Origin of the sequence: Prevotella sp. P3-122, assembly GCF_002251365.1 — a bacterium.
GTDB lineage: Bacteria > Bacteroidota > Bacteroidia > Bacteroidales > Bacteroidaceae > Prevotella.
In genome coordinates, this window is sequence record NZ_NPJH01000025.1 from 16296 (window position 1) to 36817 (window position 20522).

General features: G+C 49.7%; 14 protein-coding genes and 1 tRNA gene. 8 read left to right on the forward strand and 7 right to left on the reverse strand.

The genetic code is table 11. The features are described from left to right. The first annotated feature begins 37 nt into the window (after window positions 1-37). Complete coding sequence (locus CIL02_RS05255; protein ID WP_094399664.1) at window positions 38-4588, forward strand: autotransporter-associated beta strand repeat-containing protein; 4551 nt, start codon at window positions 38-40, stop codon at window positions 4586-4588. 785 nt (window positions 4589-5373) lie between these two features. Here the strand turns inward: CIL02_RS05255 and CIL02_RS05260 are convergent. Genes CIL02_RS05260 through CIL02_RS05270 form a run of 3 tightly spaced genes read right to left on the reverse strand, consistent with a single transcriptional unit; the run spans window position 5374 to window position 6215 of the window. After that, on the reverse strand, window positions 5374-5619 hold the full coding sequence (locus CIL02_RS05260; protein ID WP_094399666.1) for a hypothetical protein: 246 nt from the start codon (window positions 5617-5619) through the stop codon (window positions 5374-5376). 20 nt (window positions 5620-5639) lie between these two features. Further along, window positions 5640-5990 carry a phage holin family protein gene (locus tag CIL02_RS05265; protein ID WP_094399668.1) on the reverse strand — a complete coding sequence of 117 codons (351 nt, stop codon included), beginning with the start codon at window positions 5988-5990 and terminating at the stop codon, window positions 5640-5642. A 15-nt stretch (window positions 5991-6005) separates the two neighbouring features. After that, entirely contained in the window at window positions 6006-6215 is a 210-nt protein-coding gene (locus tag CIL02_RS05270; protein WP_094399670.1) for a YtxH domain-containing protein, read from the reverse strand. Between the two features lie 228 nt (window positions 6216-6443). Here CIL02_RS05270 and CIL02_RS05275 point away from each other — a divergent pair, with 228 nt between their 5' ends. From CIL02_RS05275 to CIL02_RS05295, 5 genes are read left to right on the forward strand one after another with little or no spacing between them, the layout of a single operon-like run. After that, window positions 6444-6947, forward strand: coding sequence for an SPOR domain-containing protein (locus CIL02_RS05275; RefSeq protein WP_094399673.1), 504 nt, complete (start codon window positions 6444-6446; stop codon window positions 6945-6947). After that, a complete protein-coding gene (ruvX, locus tag CIL02_RS05280; RefSeq protein ID WP_094399675.1) occupies window positions 6948-7367 on the forward strand; it encodes a Holliday junction resolvase RuvX in 420 nt (139 codons plus the stop codon). A gap of 52 nt (window positions 7368-7419) precedes the next feature. Beyond that, entirely contained in the window at window positions 7420-7980 is a 561-nt protein-coding gene (gene def / locus CIL02_RS05285; protein WP_094399677.1) for a peptide deformylase, read from the forward strand. A gap of 11 nt (window positions 7981-7991) precedes the next feature. Continuing rightward, the gene (locus CIL02_RS05290) at window positions 7992-9968 is read left to right on the forward strand and encodes a tetratricopeptide repeat protein (protein ID WP_094399679.1); all 1977 of its coding nucleotides are present in this window, start codon (window positions 7992-7994) and stop codon (window positions 9966-9968) included. A gap of 34 nt (window positions 9969-10002) precedes the next feature. Then, window positions 10003-10695 carry a tRNA1(Val) (adenine(37)-N6)-methyltransferase gene (locus CIL02_RS05295; RefSeq protein WP_094399681.1) on the forward strand — a complete coding sequence of 231 codons (693 nt, stop codon included), beginning with the start codon at window positions 10003-10005 and terminating at the stop codon, window positions 10693-10695. Window positions 10696-10718: 23 nt separating this feature from the next. Here the strand turns inward: CIL02_RS05295 and CIL02_RS05300 are convergent, their stop codons facing one another. Further along, the gene (locus tag CIL02_RS05300) at window positions 10719-11747 is read right to left on the reverse strand and encodes a diacylglycerol kinase family protein (protein WP_094399683.1); all 1029 of its coding nucleotides are present in this window, start codon (window positions 11745-11747) and stop codon (window positions 10719-10721) included. A 156-nt stretch (window positions 11748-11903) separates the two neighbouring features. Between CIL02_RS05300 and CIL02_RS05305 the strand changes: the two genes are divergently transcribed. Continuing rightward, window positions 11904-13091: an aminotransferase class I/II-fold pyridoxal phosphate-dependent enzyme gene (locus CIL02_RS05305; RefSeq protein WP_094399685.1), complete on the forward strand. Its 1188-nt coding sequence runs from the start codon at window positions 11904-11906 to the stop codon at window positions 13089-13091. A gap of 194 nt (window positions 13092-13285) precedes the next feature. Beyond that, window positions 13286-13359 (forward strand) — tRNA-Pro (locus tag CIL02_RS05310). A gap of 290 nt (window positions 13360-13649) precedes the next feature. On the opposite strand, the gene CIL02_RS05315 is transcribed toward CIL02_RS05310, so the two are convergent. From CIL02_RS05315 to CIL02_RS05325, 3 genes are read right to left on the reverse strand one after another with little or no spacing between them, the layout of a single operon-like run. Beyond that, complete coding sequence (locus CIL02_RS05315) at window positions 13650-15479, reverse strand: RagB/SusD family nutrient uptake outer membrane protein (protein ID WP_094399687.1); 1830 nt, start codon at window positions 15477-15479, stop codon at window positions 13650-13652. Between the two features lie 18 nt (window positions 15480-15497). Next, a complete protein-coding gene (locus CIL02_RS05320; protein ID WP_094399689.1) occupies window positions 15498-18800 on the reverse strand; it encodes a SusC/RagA family TonB-linked outer membrane protein in 3303 nt (1100 codons plus the stop codon). Window positions 18801-18805: 5 nt separating this feature from the next. Next, on the reverse strand, window positions 18806-20494 hold the full coding sequence (locus CIL02_RS05325; protein WP_094399691.1) for a fasciclin domain-containing protein: 1689 nt from the start codon (window positions 20492-20494) through the stop codon (window positions 18806-18808). Window positions 20495-20522: the final 28 nt, after the last annotated feature.

Genomic DNA, 20522 nt, shown 5'->3' on the forward strand with positions numbered 1-20522 from the left:
TATATTTGCAGCAAAATAAATTCTAAACTGATTTATAATGAAAACAAATCTATTATTAGCTCTATCACTAACAATGGCAGCTCCTGCCGTCGCCCAACGACTGCAACAGGACTTGGGACGAGGAGTGGTTGCCGTAGTGAGAAACACTGAACGGTCTGTCACGGCGGGAAACGAAGGGTGTCTCGTGTCCTGGCGAAGGCTGGCACAAGAGCCCGAGCAGACTGTCTACAACCTCTACGTCAACGGCTCGCTCGTCACTACTACAACTGGCACATGCCATGTCCTGACACAAATAAACAACGGTGACAGAATGAGGGTGGTACCCGTCATCAACGGAAAGGAGGATGACAGCACGGCTGGCGAGTTCACATTCGACAAGGCACGACAGCCATACTCCAACGCATTCATGAAAATTGAATTCGAGGGCACCATCTGTCACCCCGACAGTTTCAATGCCGTATACGCATGGCCTGCCGACCTTGACGGTGACGGAGAATACGACTATGTGGTGGCTCAGGTCTCACGCGACAGAAGCGTTACCAACGACAAGGTGCAGGCATACCGCAGCGACGGCACACATCTGTGGACAATCGACATGGGGCCGAACGTATGGATATGCACAGGCCAGAACGACATGGTTGTGGCATACGACATCGACTGTGACGGCAAGGCGGAGGTAATGATAAAATCTTCGGAAGGAACCCGTTTCTGGGATGCCTCGACAAAGGCGTTTGGCCACTATCCCTTTGGAAGCACCAATGCCGACATCGACGGTGACGGCATAGTAGACTACAAGCCAAGTACCACGCGCATCGCACCTTTTTATATTAGTGTTGTCGATGGAATGACGGGAGCAGAGAAGGCAAGTGCGGAAATTGACTATTCTACCGTCACCGACGGAGTGGACGCATGGGGACGTGACGCACGCGCAAAATACATGAACGACGACAGCGGTACGGAATATGCCTTCATGGGAGGCCATTTCGCCATAACATATACTGACGGCGTACATCCGTCGCTGATGATGGAATGTCTCGACCGCACAACAGACAAGACTCACCACAACTACGTCTTCGAGTTCCGTTACGACTGGCAGAACGGCAAGCCCACAAACTGGCATCACAGCTACACGTGGAGCCGCAACGACAAAAAGCCGTGGCCGGCGGAGTTCCATCAGCTAAGAGTGGCAGATGTCGATGGCGACGGCATCGACGAGATGCTTCAGGGAGGCTTCGGGGTGAACCCAGTCAAGGACATGGTGTTCTCGGCAGGTATCGGACATGGTGACAGGTTCCGTGTCAGCGACATCGACCCCACACGACCAGGCATGGAGACATACGCCATACAGCAGTCGGCTCTGCTCGGACAGCTCATCTACGACTCACAGACGGGAGAGCACCTGAAGGAATGGTATCTGCCCAGCATTAGCGACGTGGGAAGAGGCGAGTGTATGGACGTAGACCCAGACCATCTGGGATATGAGGTCTACAGTACCATGGCAAATCTCTATGACTGCAAAGGAGAGGTAATCAAGGAGGGTGCCACCTCATATCCCTACGAAGGTATTTGGTGGGACGGCGACCTTGGACGAGAGGTGGTAAACTCACCAGGCGGAAGCGGCTTCAGCTCAAACGTAATGATAACAAAGTACAACGGCAACAGACTTGCAGAGTTCTCGCAGGAAAGCAACTGGGACACACATGCCGGATGGGCAGTAAGACCAACATTCTGGGGCGATATCATCGGTGACTGGCGCGAGGAGGTAGTACTACTCTACAACCCTGGCGGACGCAACCTCGGACTTGTGGGGTACACCACCAACATACCAACAGACTATAGTTTCTACACCCTGCAGCACGACCCGCACTACCGCCAGGACTGTACTACACGCGGCTACTACCAGTCGCCCAACACTTCCTTCTATCTCGGCTATCAGATGCCTATGCCGCCACTGCCTCCAGTAATGAAGACCGACCTCAGATGGAGCAAGGGTACTGCATGGGCAGCAGGCTCTACTGCCTTTACCGACAATAGCCTGTCTGAGACAAAGGCATACACTGACGGACAGAGCGTGATGTTCGATATCGCAGGAGACAACTCCGCAACTATAGTCCTCAACGAGGCTGTTGCTCCAGCAGCTACTTACCTCATGGTGCCCGTAGGCCACGACTACACAATCAGTGGCAATGGCTCGATAGCTGGCAATGGCAACGTGTGGAAGAGCGAGAGAGGTACGGTAACCCTGAACACCAACATCACAACTACCGGCACTACCATCGTGAGCAACGGAACACTCATCGTCAACGGTACCGTCAATGGACCTCTGTCACTGCGCGCCAACGGCACATTCGGGGGAAAGGCTACCATCAACGGTGGTGTGACATTCGAAGGCTCTCTGCACAACAAGGGATGCAGGCTCATGCCTGACGGTGCATTAACCTTCGGTACACCTGTTACAATTGACAAGGTTGTATACGTGGAGACAACACTCAATGAGGGTAACGCCGACCGCATAGTAGTCAACGGCACACTGACCATAAGCGGACAGCTGACCTTCAACGTGAACACCACAACCAATGACAATTCACTGCTGCAAGGGAAATATATCCTCGCCGAGACAACCGGAGGCATAACCACCGACAACGGCGTCATCAACGTAGCAGGTCTCAACGGACAGCCCTTCCACATCACAGTAGAAGGCAACAACATCGTGCTGACCATCGACGGCTCACGCGAACCATCGGAAAACGTTGCATGGAAGGGCAGCGAGGACAGTACGTGGGACTATACAACGGCAAACTTCACCGCAGACGGCACACAGTCGACATTCGTCAAGGGTGACAAGGTGACATTCAATGACGAAGCATCCGCAAGGGTAGTAAACGTCAACTCTGTCATCATGCCAACAAGCGTGAACATCAATACGCAACTCGGCTACACCTTCAATGGCAATGGGGCAATCTCTGGTACGGCAACCGTTGTCAAGGAGGGTGACGGAGAGCTGATAATGAACCTCAACAATAACGACTACACCGGGCCAACAATTATTAATGGTGGTACCCTGACCGTGGCATCGCTGCTCGACGCAGGACAGCCCTGCCCTATCGGCGCATCATCAGCGGCGGCAAGCAACTTCCAGATAAACGGAGGTACTCTGAAGTTCACAGGTACCAACGCCTCTACCAACCACGGCATATCCATCAGCGATACCGCAACCATTAACATCACAAAGTCTGGCGGCTCACTCGCACTCGGAGGAATCATTTCAGGCAGTGGAGGAACGCTCGTAAAGGACGGTCTGGGACAGCTCAGCATATGCTACACTGCAACAAACCTTATTAAGGGAGTGGAACTACGCAAGGGTATTCTGGCACAGGGCGACTGGCGCGCAGGGTTCGGCACTGCCCCACTCCATGTCACTGGCACCGCCACATTCCGCTTTGTGGCCAACCAGAGCATGAGTACCATACCATATATGAAACAGGCCGTAACCGTAGACAGCCTTGCCAAGCTCACCATTGACGGCGCATACCGTGCAGGACTGCAGGGCAGTTTCGCAGGAAAAGGTTCGGTGATTGTAAACGCAGGCGGAGTGAGGTTTGACATCAGCTCCAACTTCAGCAAGTTTGAGGGCAACCTGCACATAAACGGTGCCTCAAGGCTAATGTCATCGCTGACCGACATGAAACAGCTCACGCTAACCCTTGGCGACGGTGCATCAATAAGGCACTATCAAGGCGGCTCAGGAAACACAGTGGCTGCCAACCTGCAAGTAGGAGCACTCGCTGATGCCTCTGGCTACAGCTCGTTTGCCACGAAGCCATCATTCGGTGCAGACAACGAGAGCTGGGAAGTGGGACACAACGGCAAGGACGCAGCCTTCAGCGGAAAGCTGGCAGCGGCAAAGGTGACAAAGGTTGGTAAAGGAAACTGGACACTGAAGGGAAATGAGAACACATCGCCCATCACCGTGCAGGGTGGCAAGCTGACAATATTCAACACTACCGGAACAGCCACCACAGGAATTATTACCATCAGCAAGGGCGCAACATTGGCAGGCACTGGCTCCACGACAAGCGTAACAGCACAGAATGGCGCCATCGTCAGCCCCGGCTATTCGGAAACATTACCAGGAACACTGAAAATAACAGGCAACTGCACCATGCAGAGCGGTGCCACATTGCTCATAAGGATAAAGAGCAGCTCCAACAGCAAGCTCAACGTGCAGGGAACTACATTCACCATGGCCGGCAACGACACAATAAAGATTCAGCCTATAGACGGACGTACATTCGAGGTAGGCGACAAGCTGACCATCTTCCCAGGCACAAGACCTACAAGCGGGTGGATTATTGCAAGCACAGATGGCTCTGAGTGGGATGACTCGATGCTGGCAACGGACGGAACTCTGACATGCACAGCCGCAACAAGTGGCATCTCAGCAATAACAACATCCGACACCGACATCGTAGACGTGACCACCATCGACGGACGAATTGTCCGGCAGAACATCACAAGGGGATGTGCCACCGAAGGACTGCCATCAGGCATATATATAATAGGTGGAAGGAAAACTGTGGTAAAATAGTTCTAATCCACCAGACAAAAACTCCTCCTATCCAACAAGAGGGTATATAAATGAAGTGAACCCCAGAAGTTTTCTTGACCAACTTCTGGGGTTCACTTCATTTACACACCCTCAATATATTACCTCAAACAATTATGGTGTACAGTTTGATGTACAAATATCGGTAGCAACGCCCTGAACCAAAGGTCGCCGGCTGCAAGGAAAGGCAAAGGGCAACCTGCGCATAGCCCAGGGTAGAGCGTAGCGACACCCTGGGTATAAGGGATTATAATCAATGCGCGCTGTAAGCGCAAAAGCGTTATATGTCCTACTGTTATCTACACTTTTGCGCTTACAGCGCGTGATTATCGAGAAGCCTTAAATCTAATCGCTAATAGCTTCGTGTAGAAAGCAATGTATTAAAAAATATTAAACCCGGGCAAAAACCATCCAAATTATTTGTTAGTCTTGCAAAAATGTCATAACTTTGCACTGTGTTTTTCATAGTATTAGATTTAAGGTTAACAAGGTTGGAGTACAGCGGTACTCCTTTTTTTGTGCCTTATAATCTCTGAAAAACAAAGTTTGTCCATCAAACGTACCTACAAATCAGCTTATACGTACTTGCCTTCCTGCATACATGCCTTACCCTTTCCACTCAGCAATGACTGAACGGCAGGGCAAAGTGTACTATTAGAAAAAATCGTATTTGCAATGGTAAATGGAATTAAAGAAAGAGTGGCAACAGAACGGACACGTTGCAAACAGAGCAAAATGAACATATCCTTTGCCTTGCAGGCTGTAAGTTATTTCTTCTTGAACTTCCTGTACAGCTTCCATGCCAACAGCAAGCCATCAAACACTCCCACACCTGCATTCATGAACCCAGTGATGCGTTTAGACGGAGTACTTGACGTGAGGTTGGGAGCATGGAACAGGCTACCCCAAAGTTTCTTGATCTTCTCGTCATCACGATGTATCTCAGCAAGGACATACTCCTTGCGCATGACAATCTCTTCCAGGGTGCGTATGTTGTTGTTGGGTTGCGTCATAATAATAATAATGTGGAAGTTTACTTGCTTAGCAGCAGACCAGCAAGAAACCTAACGAGCGGTCTCTCTATCCACTGCTTGCGGAAAATGATAAACAACAGCAGCAAAACCAAATAGCATCCTGCCACGATGCACATTGCAATCGGCATGCCAAAATGCGGAGCCAAGGCCCACGCCGCTGCGAACGACAGATAAATGAGCATCAACAGGAACAGTACACACAAGGCTACCGTCATGGCTGCAACGGTGAGCAGCCTGACAACCTTATCAATTACATCGAGCTTCACATATTCTTTCTGAAGCCCGATGTAATGTCTGATAATCTCGGCCAGCTGGCCTATTGTCTCAACGTTTTTGTCGCTTGAAAACATAGACTGTCTCTGTTTTTATTCCTCAGCTGCGTCCTTGATGTCGTCAACCAGGTCGTCAACCTCCCTGCGGCTGAGCTTCAGGTTGTGCTTCTTGCAGAACTCGTCAACAGCGTCAGTAATCTTTGAACGTGTCTCCTCACCCTTCTCAGGAGCCAGCAGCAGACCGAGGGCTGCTCCGGCGATGGCGCCACCAAGGAATGCGCCGATGTAACCTAATGCCTTCATCTTTTTATTCCTTTCTTTTTTTAGTTTGTAAATATCAAAACTGTTAATTCACTCGCAAATATAAGGATAATACCTCAAACAACAATGGCTGCGAGTGCCATTTTTTGTTAAAAAGCCTCCTTTGGCCTTATTTAACAAACTTTATGTGCGTCTTTCTGCGCTGTTTGCGATATATTTTGTAACTTCGCACATTGATAATTGATTTAATGTAAAAACAATTTTTTGATTATGAAGAAATATCTCGTATTGTGTGCAGGTTTCTGCGCAGTTCTGGCTATGACCAGTTGTGGTTCATCAAAGGAAAGTGCATACAAGAAGGCGTATGAGAAGGCTAAGGCTCAGGAGCAGACACAGACTGAGGAGCCTGCTCAGACTGAGACAGCAGTAGTGACTCCACTGACACCAGTTACGCCAGCCAACCAGACTACGGTTACCAACGTTGACAATGCCACCGTACGTTCGGAGAGCGTTACCGTTATCAATGGCGAGGGGCTTCAGGACTACAGCGTTGTTGTTGGTTCTTACTCTCTGAAGGCTAATGCCGAGGGTATGCAGAACACACTCAAGGCTGGCGGTTACAATGCCCAGATTGTCTACAACTCCGCAATCAACATGTACAGGGTTGTTGCCTCTACATTCTCAGACAAGGGACAGGCCGTGCAGAGCCGTGATGCCATCCGTGGCTCACAGTACAACCCCAAGGGTGATGCTTGGCTTCTTTTCAAGAAATAAATGAGAGTTGTCTCTATAGACTACGGGAAGAAACGAACCGGACTCGCAGTCACCGACCCATTGCAGATTATAGCCAATGGGTTGGTGACTGTCGATACCGGTCATCTTTTTGACTATCTCAGCCAATATGTTTCGCAAGAGCAGGTGGAGAGAATAGTCATAGGCAAGCCCATGCAGACCAATGGCAGACCAAGCGAGAACTTTACCCGTGTGGAACAGTTTGTAAACCGTTGGCGTAAAGCCATGCCCAACATTCCCATAGAGTATTACGATGAGCGTTTCACATCCGTGCTGGCACAAAGGGCTATCATAGACAGCGGAGTGGGCAAGAAAGTGCGGCGCGAGAACAAGGGACTCGTCGACGAGGTGTCGGCAACCATTATCTTGCAAGACTGGATGGAGGCCAACAGGAGAAAGTGACCTGCCATTGAATTCTTTCCGACATTATACACAAATATAAAACTATTCGATTTTGATACTACCTATTTATATATATGGGCAACCGGTTCTGAGAAAGGTGGCCCAGGACATCACGCCAGACTATGAGGGACTGCAGGAACTTATACAGAATATGTACGAGACTCTTGAGGCAAGCGAGGGCATTGGCCTTGCTGCTCCACAGATAGGGCGCGATATTAGGGTTGTGGTCATCGACCTTGACGTGCTCGGTGACGACATGCCTGAGTATAAGGGCTACCGCCATGTATTCATCAATCCGCATATTGTCGAGATTGACGAAGACTCCGACACCGAGACCATGGAAGAAGGATGTCTGTCCATACCCGGCATCCACGAGAAGGTGACACGCCACACACGCATTCATGTGACATATCTTGACGAGAATATGCAGGAGCACGATGAGTGGGTAGAAGGTTATCTGGCAAGAGTCATGCAGCATGAGTTCGACCATCTTGAGGGCACAATGTTCGTAGACAGGGTATCGCCATTGCGCAAGCAGATGATAAAGAACAAGCTCAAGGCTATCATGCAGGGGAAGTTCCGTTGCACTTACCGCACGAAGATAGTCCGCTAATAACATTTGTCATGAAGAAACATGTAGTCCTCCTGGCTTTGGTCCTCTCTTGTTTGACGGCCAAAGCCCAGTATAATGTCGAGCGTCTGATAACAAGTGGTCAAGTGGCTCTCCATTATGAGGATTACGTATTGTCCATTCAATATTTCAATCAGGTTATAGCCATGAAGCCGTTCCTCTACGTGCCATGGCAGGGGCGTGCGGCAGCAAAATTCTATCTTGACGATTTTGTCGGCGCAGAAGCAGATGCCACAGAGGCTATAACGCTCAATCCATACATTGACATACTCTATGACCTAAGAGCCATTGCGCGCATCAGGCAGAACAACTTTGCCGGAGCAATCCTCGACTACGACAAAGCTATAAAGCTAAGTCCAGACACCAGAAATTTCTGGTTCAACAGGGCCATCTGTCTCATGAACACCAAAGACTATGACAAGGCATTGGCACAGACCGATTCCGTCATCAGGAAATGGAACAAGTTTGCAAACGCATACCAGCTAAAGGCCGAGATATACCTTAACAAGAAAGACACCGTAGAGGCAGCCAAATGGCTCGACAAGAGTCTGGAGATAGATCCCTACGATGCCTCGGCATGGACTATCCGGGCGAACATGTCGCTTGCAAGGAAACAATGGCAGGACGCCGACAAGGAATTGTCAAAAGCCCTGCATCTGAGACCGAAGGATGTAAGCAACTATGTCAACAGAGCCTTGGCAAGACTAAACATCAACAACCTGCGTGGTGCCATGGACGATTACGACATGGCAATAGACCTCGACCCGAACAATTTCCTCGCACACTACAACCGCGGACTGCTTCGCGTGCAGCTTGGCGATGACAACAGGGCCATCGACGACTTCAACTATGTCATCAAGATGGAGCCACAGAATTTCATGGCCATATTCAACCGTGCGATACTTCATGAGAAAACAGGCAATCTCAGTGCTGCCATCAGAGACTATTCGGCTGTCATCGACCAGTTCCCCGACTTCTGGACCGGTCTGAGCTATCGTGCCCGTTGCTACAGACGGCTGGGCATGACGGCGAAAGCAGAGACCGACGAGTTCCGCATACTGAAAGCACAGATGGACAAGAGGTTCGGTGTGCAGAAACGTTGGAGCAAGAGCAAGCTTAAGGAAATGAGAAAACGCTCAGAGATAGACCTTGACAAGTACAACCAGATTGTAGTGGCCGACTCTACAGAGGTTGGACAAGAGTACAAGAGCGAGTATCGCGGCCGGGTTCAGAACAGGCACGTTGAGGGCGAGTCCATGCCGATGTACGGGCTGTCGTTCGCCGTCTACAACAATGGCGTAAGGAAATATCAAGCTTTCGACGCACTCGTAGAGTCGTTCAACGCCAAGGCGAAGCCGTCTCGTCACATATATATTAATTGTGGAAACGCACAGATTACTGCAGAGGAAAGCCGTTCTCTATTCTCACATATCGACATTCTGTCAGCCAACATAGCAGCAGCCTCAACCGTTAACGACGCCTCACCTCTCCTTATGGAGCGCGCTGTTGCCTACAGCATGGTACAGGATTTTGAGGCCGCACTCAACGACCTAACCGTATGCCTGCAGGCAGACTCAACTAACGTGCTGGCATACTGGCAACGTGCCGTCTGCCAGTCGATGCTCAACAACTATGACGCCTCGCGCGGCATAGACACAAGGCTCACTACCGCTAAGGCAGAGTCCGACTTCAATGATGCTCTGAAGCTGGCACCGACAAACGCATACATCTACTATGACCGCGGCAACCTATATGCCTCGCGCAAGGACTATGCCAAGGCCGTTGATGACTATACCAGAGCCATTGAGCTGGATCCGAACCTCGCCGAAGCATACTATAACAGGGGCCTGACAAGAATACGAGCCAACAACAGGACGCAGGGAATTGCCGACCTGAGCAAGGCCGGCGAGCTAGGGCTTTATGGAGCGTACAGCCTCATAAAACAATATTCGGCTGACAAGAACAAGTGATGTTTGACGAGAAGAGAAGATACGGTCAATAATTATGAACAAGAATGTATTCCAGTTCAAGCAATTTGCTGTCAGGCAAGATCGCTGCGCCATGAAAGTAGGCACCGACGGAGTGCTTATAGGAGCATGGGCTAAGGGTGGCAATAACATTCTGGACATTGGAACTGGTACAGGCATCATAGCCATGATGATGGCGCAACGCTACCCGCAGGCAATGATATGCGGTTTGGATATTGATGCAGATGCCTGCCTACAGGCAACAGAAAACATTGTCGCATCAGAATTTGCCAACCGCATAACCATTTGCAATACCGCCTTGCAGCAACACGATGGCACGTACGATGCCATCGTCTCCAACCCACCCTACTTTGAGAATTCACTGAAGGCTCCTGACGAGAAACGCGCCATTGCACGCCATACCTGCACCCTGTCTGTAACGGATCTGCTAACCGGTGTCAGCCGCATGCTTTCTGCCGATGGCACATTCTCCGTCATCATTCCATCCGAAATGCTCTGCCGATACGAGGAAGAGGCAGCAATATCAGGCCTGTTCCTATCTCGATTGTGTAACATACGCACCGTTGCACGCAAGCCTGTACGCAGGTGCATGGCTCAGTTCTGCAAGTTGAGACCTGAGACACTTGTTATTGAGGAACAGATACTGATGAACTCCGACAGCACGCGTTCACAATGGTATCAGCAACTGACAGCGGACTTCTATCTTTAGATGATTGTGAGTTAAGGTGGAGGTTACTTGTTAAGCTTTCGTTGCAACTTCTTGCTTATGGCCAGAGCCTTGTTGCCCTGTTTGGCTATGTCGTCCCTAAGCAGGTTAATCTCGTTGAACAGCTCGCAGGCAGCCGTCTGAAGGGCATTCGGCTTGCGAAGGCTCTTGTCGGCAAAGGGGTTTACGATAATCTTTATTCCCTTTGGCTTGATTTCCACCTCTATATCCTTGCCTTCCATTATTGGGTCTCCGTCATAATGGATAAGTCCGGGCTCATTGCGGTGTATGTGTAGTTTTTTTGTTTTGAAAGTCTTAATCTTGGAATTCTTGTCCAACGTCTTGTTGAACATATCGATACTAATCTGTGGAGCCTCTATGACATCGAAAGGCTCCATGATAATGACATCCATCAGCCCGTCGCTCATTGATGCCTGCGGAGCTATGTATGCGTTATTGCCATATTGCGAGGCATTGGCACAGGAAATAAGGAAAGCCTTGTAGCGCATAGTGCCGCTCTCATCCTCAATTTCGTATGTCTCGGGCTTGTATTTCAAGCCTTCCTTCAGTATGTTCTCTGCATACGTTATAGGGCCGCGCTTACCCGCCTCGGCAAACTTCATGCTCACGAACGCATCAAAGCCCATGCCGCAGGTACAGAAAAACGGGTGACCGTTGATAATACCATAATCGAGCTCGTGTATCTGGCAATGATTAATAAGCTCAATGGATTTTTTCAGCTGCATTGGAAGCAACAGATGCCTGGCCAAGCCATTGCCTGAGCCACAGGGGACAATACCCAATGCCGTTTCTGAATGCACAATGGCCCTTGCCACCTCGTTTACCGTTCCGTCACCACCTATGGCCGCAACAATGTCTGCACCATCATCCTTGGCCTCGGAGGCAAGCTCGAAGGCATGTCCGGCATGCTCGGTGTACTTAATCTCATAGTCGAAAAGACTTGTATCGAGCGTGTTTGCAATAAGTTCCGGGATTCCTGCCTTATTGGATGTTCCCGAAATGGGGTTCATTATGAAGACAATCCTTTTATTCATGTCTGCAAAGTTAGCAAATTCCCAATAAAAAACCTTTGGGAGAAAAACAAAAAAAGCACAAAAGATATATTTATTCCAAAAAATGTTGATATTCCGCAAATAATTTGTATCTTTGCAGCCTAATTAAAACACAAGAAGATTCTATACCAATTTAAAATGGGACAGTTACAAGAAAGATACAAGAATTATAGAGAACCCCAGAAGTACATGGCCGCAGGTGTATACCCTTATTTCAGAGCTATCACAAGCAAACAGGGCACCGAGGTAGAGATGGAAGGCCACAAGGTTCTCATGTTCGGTTCGAATGCCTACACAGGTTTGACAGGTGACCAGCGCGTCATCGATGCAGCCAAGGCCGCACTCGACAAGTATGGCTCAGGATGTGCGGGCAGTCGCTTTCTGAATGGTACATTGGACCTGCACGTCCAATTGGAGAAGGAACTGGCAGAATTTGTTGGCAAGGACGAGGCTTTGTGCTTCTCTACAGGTTTCTCCGTAAATCAAGGTGTACTGGCTATGGTCGTAGGACGCAATGATTATATAATATGTGACGACCGTGACCATGCAAGTATCGTTGACGGACGCAGGCTCTCCTTCGCTACCCAGCTGCACTACAAGCACAACGACATGGAGGACCTTGAGAGAGTAATCCAGAAACTACCACATGATGCTGTTAAACTAATCGTCGTTGACGGTGTGTTCTCCATGGAGGGCGACTTAGCCAAACTGCCTGAAATCGTGGAGCTTAAGCATAAGTACAACTGCTCCATCATGGTTGACGAAGCTCATGGTATAGGTGTATTTGGACGCAACGGACGTGGTGTTTGCGATTATTTCGGCCTTACCAACGAGGTTGATCTCATCATGGGAACATTCTCAAAGAGCCTTGCTTCCATTGGCGGCTTTATAGCATCAGACAGTGATACCATCAATTTCCTGAAACACAGCTGTCGTACATATATCTTCAGTGCATCCGACACACCCGCTGCCACAGCAGCTGCCATGGAGGCTCTTCACATTCTTCAGCAAGAGCCCGAGCGTCTTGAGGCTCTGTGGGATGTTACCCGCTATGCCTTGACACGCTTCCGCGAGGAAGGCTTTGAGATTGGTGACACAGAGAGTCCAATCATCCCTCTCTACGTTCGCGACATCGAGAAGACATTTGCTGTTACCAAGGCCGCATTCGAGGCAGGTGTATTCATCAACCCTGTAATTCCACCCGCATGCGCTCCTCAGGACACCCTCGTGCGCTTTGCCCTTATGGCCAACCACACAAAGGAGCAGGTAGAATATGGAGTGCAGGCTTTGAAGAAAGTTTTCGTCGAGCTTGGCATCATCAAGTAGATTCGTTAACAAGATATTATTCCAACAAAGAGTCTGCTCTTCAAGTAAGGGCAGACTCTTTTTCATGGCATTATTGCCATCGAATAAGGGAAAAGAACCATCAAGGATAAAAAAGTAGGCAAAACATTTGGCAGTTACAGAAAAAAGTTATACCTTTGCACCGCAATTAAGGAAAACACTTCCTATAAAGCATTCGGGGTGTAGCGCAGCCCGGTAGCGCTCCTGGTTTGGGACCAGGCGGCCGCAGGTTCGAATCCTGTCGCCCCGACAAAAGGTCAAGCAATGCTTGACCTTTTTTTGTGTTTGTCCCAATCCACATGATTCGTAAAATAAGCGCAAAAGCGTTATCTGTCCTGCCATTATCTACGCTTTTGCCATTTGCAGGGCGAGCCGTCACCTACATGAAATAACCCAGGGTGCCGCTACGCTCTACCCTGGGCTATGTGCTTCTGCGCTTTCAGCGCGTACCGCCTCCTGTATATTTGACAAAAAAAACAGGCTGCTCATTACTATGGATGAGCAGCCTGGATTATGTTCTTTGCGATATAGCGACTTGGACTATTTGAATGGCAAGTACCAGTTTTCAGGTATTGTAAGGTCCTTTACCGGGTTCTTGTACTGCAACTTGCGTGCGAGCCAACGGCCACCAAAGTCAGGATTATAGAGGGCGGCACGGTTCTTATGTCGTGCAAGACGCATAAGGTCGTACCAGCGTGTTCCCTCGAATGCAAACTCCAGAGCATACTCGTCACAGAGCAAGTCCTCCATGGCATTGATAGAGTCCGCCTTAGTTGTTCCGACATTCACCTGATAGGTCTGGGCAATGCTCCTCATCTTCTGTCCGACAATAGAATCAAGCTGATAGGGCGAACGGCCAGGATAGTTGCCGTCTCCTGTTACGCCAGAACCATGCTGGTGGATGCCAAAGTTGGTGCTGGCATAGTTGGAATTGGTCTGTGCCGGGAAGAGAGACCTATACTGGTCAGAAAGGAGCGGATAGGTGTTCTGCAGAAGTTCGCGTGTCTCATCAGTGATATAGGTACGTGTGGTGTCGAGGAGGGATTCCGTGATACCATCCTTGAGAATGGCAAATGCCGCATCGACATGTCCCAGTCGGTTGAGTGCCTCTGCAAGGTGCAGGTAAATGGTGGAAGTACGGTATAGATAAATGTTTCCACTGTTGTACTTGGTAATCCACTGCTTGGTTGAGTCTGCACCCGTACCTTTGGTAACAATGGCTTTTGAGCGCATATCGCCCCACTTCACACCGCCAACATACTGCTGTGGCAGACCTCCAGTGACGCTGCGATAATAGTAATAGTCACAACTGTCGGACAATGCCCAGTATTGATCTGAAGCCATAATCTGAACCTCGTCCATCCTAAGGCTGTCTATTCTGCTGGATGTGGAATAATAGTTGAAGCCGAAGGCCAACGGCAAGGACGTGGTAGTTCCACGCAGGCGATTTACAGACATTGGGATGTATGACAGATAGTCAATCGTTGAGTTGTTGTCAAAAATAGCACTCCAAAGCACCCCGGATAGACCTCCATCGTAGTCAGATGGTACGTAAGTGATGTCCGAGAATGATAGCCTTGAGCTAAATCCCAGAGCATAACGGTCGACTGGTTCAGCCACACGTGTGAGGTAGGTGGTGTAATGGGATGCCGCACGGGCAAAGTCACCAACCTCAAGATACATCTCGCCAAGAATTACGTCAACAGGAATGAAGCAGTACTTGGTGAACATACGCTTGGTGGAGCCCCAGTTGGTGGCACCGATATCCACATTGTCGTAGTTAGGAACGGTATATCCGCTATACTGCTCAAGGTCTGGCGCAAGCGCTGCTACAATACCGTCAATATCGAGCGACGGATAGTTGCTGCTGTTGATTTGCGAGATAGTGGTGAGAGGATCCGTGAAGAACGGCACCTTGCCATATGTGCGTGCAAGCTGCAGGTAAGCCCAGGCGCGGAAAGCCTTGATGGCCGCATACTCTCGCATAGCAACGAGCGTGCTACCCGTAAGCAGCGTGGTGTCACGGTGTGCAATATAGTAGTTGCAGTTGTTTATGACACGATAGTACACATAAGCCGAGTCATACTTGTTGGAGGTGTCGGCAGAGAAGTCGGCCAGACGACGAAGATTGTTGTCGGTATATTCAGTTGTCCTGACAAGGTCACCGCGCATCTCGCCTATGAATACATACTGGTCAGCAAGCTGCTGCATGGCCTGCATCACACCGAAGGCAAAGTGAACGGAGTCGGTCTTGCTGTCAAGCTCCTTGTCGAAGAGCTGGCGTGAGCTCTCGGTATCGAGCATGTCGGAGCAGCTGGGGAGCATGAGTGCTCCGATAGCTGCAAAGAGTGATATAATGATCTTTTTCATATCGTTTGTTGATAGTGGTTAGAGGTTTATCTTTACTCCGCATGAGAAGCTTCGTCCCTGTGCGAGGTTGCCGCAGTCGATGCCCTGGTAGAGCACACCGTTGCCGATGCTGAACTCTGGGTCGCTGCCGCAGTACTTGGTGAATGTCAGCAGGTTTTCGGCCTGAGCCCAGATGGTAAGACCCTGCAGCCAAGTCCAGCTGCCAGGAACAGGCACCTTATAGCTGAGGTTAAGGGTCTTGAGCCTAAGATAGCTTCCATCCTCAATCCAGCGGTCGCTGAAACGGTTGTTGCCGAGCGGGTCGCCATAGGCCAGGCGCGGGAATGCAGTCTGCTGGCCTTCGTAGCGCCAGTGCGACACTTCTGCCACCTGCTGGTTGTAGAAAGTGCTTCCGCTGTTGAGTATTGAGCGCTGGTAGTTATATACATCATTGCCAAGACTGTAGTTCCATCCCATGGTGAGGGTAAAGTCACGGAAGCTTACTGTGGCGAAGATATTACCATAGATATCAGGATTTGGGTCGCCGATGACAGTCTTATCAAGGTCATTTATAATGCCGTCATTGTTTCGGTCGATGAAATGCACGTCACCAGCAACGAAATTGTTGCGTTGTCCGGCATTGTCCTCCATATAAAGGTATCCGTCCTTGCCAGCAGAGCGTGCCTCGTTGTCGTCGGCAAAAACTCCAGCTGTCTGATAGCCGTAGAAGAGTCCTACGGGTTTGCCGACAGCAGTGAGGATGTTGTTGTCGCCATAAATAGACGTGGTATAGTCACCGTCAGGCAGCTTCTTTACCTCGTTGCTGTAGTGTCCTACGGTAGCGCCAAGCTCGATATTCCAGAGGCGCGACACCACAGGCTTGCCAGTGAAGGTAAGCTCAAAACCACAGTTCTGAAGCTCTCCGCCATTGGTCCAGTAGTTGTTGATACCGCCTATAGGGTTATCGAAGGTCTTGAGTGTCAGCAGGTCTGAAGTCTTGTTGATGTAGAAGTTGAAGTCTACTCCAATTCTGTTGTTTACAAGGAAGCTCTGCAGACCAACGTTGAACTTGCGGCTGGTCTCCCACTTAATCTCGTCGTTACCGATGTTGGTGAGCTGTAGACCTATGGCATTATAGTTGAACCTTACAGCCGAAAGGCTTGTACGTGCGGCATAGTTTGATATGTCGTCATTACCGCTCATGTCAAAGCCTGCATTCAGGCGGAGATAGTTGATGGCACCTGTCTTGGGGAACCACTTCTCATTGGTCATAACCCATCCCAACTGCACGCTTGGGAACAATGCCCATGACACGCCACACAGGTCAAGGCCACCAGCCTTTTTGCCGAAGCGGCTGTTTGCTTCTGCCGACAACGACACTGTAGCGAAATAGCGGTTCATGTAGTTATAGTCGACATTTGCATACCAGTGGATATTCTTCCATACATCGTTGTTGCCGTTGATGTGCTGGAAACCAGTACCTGCGCTGAGTGACGGGTTCTTGTCATTGGTGGCAGAGGTGTACTCAGTCTTCAGGTCGTTGTCATCGAACGAGAAGTAGGTGTATTTGAAGCCGCCAAACGCTCCTATGGTATGGCGTCCATACTGGTGATGCCAGTCTATATGAGTATTGCTGACTACGCTAATCTCCTTGGAGAATAGCGAGGCGGCCATACTTGTAACAGTACCGAGGTCGGCAATCTCGAACGGCGGCACACCATTGTAGGGACGATGATACCTCTGCGAGTTACGGTCGAGCGTATAGCTGAACATCGATGTGAGGCTCAGGCTGGGATTGATTGTATAGGCAGGCTCGATGCGTACATTGAAGTACGTATTCTCAGACTTGTTCTTGTTGTCACCGTTGCTGTTCTGCAGGATAGCCACAGGGTTGGCAAGACCATAGTTTGGTCCGAGCTGGCTATAGATGTCATCGTAGTCGCTGAGCAGGCTGGTAAATCCGCCAATGATGGCGTTGTACTGGTATGGACTCACGATAGGAGCCTTGATGAGCGAGAGGAATGTTGGTGAGGTTATGGTACCTGCATCAAGGTCCTCTGGCGCTCCATCATCAAAGACGCTCGAATTTGTACGGCTGATGGAGATGTCGAACTTGGTCTTAAGGTTGTAGAGGATGTTGATGTCTGTATTGAAACGCACGTTCATCCTGTCGAAGTCGTTCTTCTTAGCCGTACTTTCTGCCTTGATGTAGCCCACGGAGAGGTTGTACATACCTATGTCGTCACCACCCTGCACGTTGATGCTGTAGTTCTGCGTGAGTGCTGTGCGGTAAACATAGTCGCTCCAGTCGGTATCGTTATGATATGTGTGGTAATAGTAACTGTTAGGATCATCGTTCAGGAACCGGAACGAGATAGGAGTGTCGAGGTTGACATTCTCAGGAACAGTTCCCAGCATCTCTGTAGCGTAGTTACGGTACTGCGAGGCATTCATCATCGTAGGCAACTGCGGCACGAGGCTCACTCCTGCGGAGATATTGGCATCAATGCGTGTAGCCATGGAATTGCCGCGCTTGGTATCGATGAGGATGACACCGTTGGCTCCACGAGCTCCGTAGAGTGCAGTGGCATTCTTGAGAACACGCACGGAGGCAATGTCGTCTGGCGAGATATTGGCAAGAATGTTGTTGACCTGATTGCTGTGCAGCGACAACCTGTTCTGCTGCATGTCCTGCTCCACCCCATCGATGACGATGAGCGGCTGGGCATTGGCATTGAGAGACGAGAGACCGCGCACGAACATAGACGCGCCAATGCCTGGAGCGGCAGAGCGAGTGATTGTCCTGACGTCTGCACCCAGTTTGTTCTCGATATCGTTCTCTATAGTTATGCTGTTGGAACTGGCCTCAAATCCGCTCTGAGCTGTATAGACAGTATGGTCAGTGTACATGGCGCGGTACTTGTCGGGCAGCATCTTTATGTCTACCTTCTGCTTGTCGTCGCCTGCATTGACAGCCACCTGTTGGGGCATGAAGCCTGGCGCATGTACATAGAGGCTCGTGGCAAATGTCGGAACCTTGATATTAAATGTACCATCAGCACCAGTCATGGCGGTGTAGCGTTCGTTGCCCAGCATACGTAGCTGGATACCAGCCAGTGGCTTGTTCGACACCTGGTCGACGATAGTTCCACTGATTGTCATCATCGTATATTTGTCATCTGCAACGGCACGCTGTCGCTTAGGTTGCTTGATGCTCATTTCTACCTCCTCGGTTTCGTCATCTGTCTGTGCGAAAGCGGAGGTACTGAGGCCGAGGGCCATTGCGCAGAGCGATAGTCTCAGACCATGTCTCTGCATGATGTTCATTATAGTGCTCTTCATAATCGTTACTCTTTAGTAGCTTCAAATTCGTCAAGCTCGGCCGGCTTCATAAGTATCGAGACTATGCGGAAGTCTCGGGTATATGCAGCCATCTTTGCCTTGTCGAAGACTCCGAAGTCGGTTGTGATCTTGAGGTTGGGATATACTGTGTTCCCCAAGCCTGCATATGCAACAGGAAATGTGAACGTTCCTACGGCAAGGGTATCGACACGCGTAGGGTCGTTGACAACCTTCTGGTTGAGCTTCTGTGTTGCGAGCTTACCCTTGGCATCGCAATAGCTCAGTGAGAAGTCGAGCATGTTTGGCTTCTGGAACTTGTTGCCATTGTCATCCTCACCATAGTCCTGGCTCGGCGCGAGAACTATATATATATTATAGGTGGTGGAGAGCACGTTCCTCAGCTTGACGTCGAGTTGCGGCTTACCATAGTTGCTCAGAGGAGCTACCCACAGATATCCCAACGAAGTAATACCTGGATATTCAGGTACATATTTAACAGAATCGAAATCAGCCTGATCGATATATAGGTAGCTGTTGGAACCAGTCCACGTGCGGCTGTTCATAGGCGACTGGGGCAAGGAGAAGCACCAAGACTCCCATGGGCGGAAGGCCAGCGAGTCGACAATGCAGAAAGTTCCATTGCTCATGGTCTCACGGTCGATAACCCTTGACATAACCTCCTGTGGATTGGTAATAAACCCATAAGTCGTGGACAACAAGGTATCGTAAGGCTCCACAGCATCGTCGACAAGCCAGTTGTTGTAATAGTTGTTGTTGTTGTATACCAAGTCACTAACCAAGTATAACCTTGTCAGAGAGTCCTTGGTGTATGCCGCGTCAACAGTCACGGACACTGTAGGAACTTTATCCGTAGCTGTAGCCTCGTCAATGTTCTGTGCCACGGTGGTGTTGATGAAGTTAAAGGACTTGCTGATTTTGTCATATTGCGCCTGCCAAGCCTCATTGGTAGGTACAAGCATGGTATACGTACTATCCTCCTTGTCAAGCTTGGCATCAAGCATTTTGAGCAGAGAGTTGGAGGTAATCATCACCGAGTCAATGTAGGTCTGCTTACCATTGATGGTTGGGCCAAGCACGCTGTTCTTGGTGTCGAGAACGCTTGTCTCATAACGCTTGAAATATGCCGATACAGAGTCGATACCTTCATAAGTGAGGAGATACTCGTAGATATTGGGATAGAAGCGTGCAGCACCATCGAGCAAGTGCATTATACCATTGGAGTTTGGAATATTGAGCTGTTTGAGTGCCTGCCCCGCATAAGTGTACTGTCCATCGCCCTCGAAGACAAACGACTTGCGGTTGAGGGCATGGATGCGCTCGTCTACCGGGCCGGAGATGCCATGGTTGTATTCAGCGATATGGCTCTTCACAAACTGGTAGAGCACCGTTGCCGAGTCGGCAGACATAAGCGAGGAAGCGTCATAGGTACCGTTTACCGGTGCCCATACAGTATAGAAGTGTGGCTGACTCAGCTCATCGTCAAAGCCTGCCTTCTTGACAAGGGTGGCAAAGTCGGACAGCTGGTCGTTCTGTGAGATATTGTCCCACAGCGTTCTCTCGGCTTGCTGAACGTCACTCACCGGAGTGTCGTTGTAGTCGGAGAAGTCGGAGCATGACGTTACTGCAAGCATTGTTGCGGCGGTCATAAGTCCTTTATATGATAATTTGTTCATAATATTGTCTGTTTCAGAGTTTTATTTC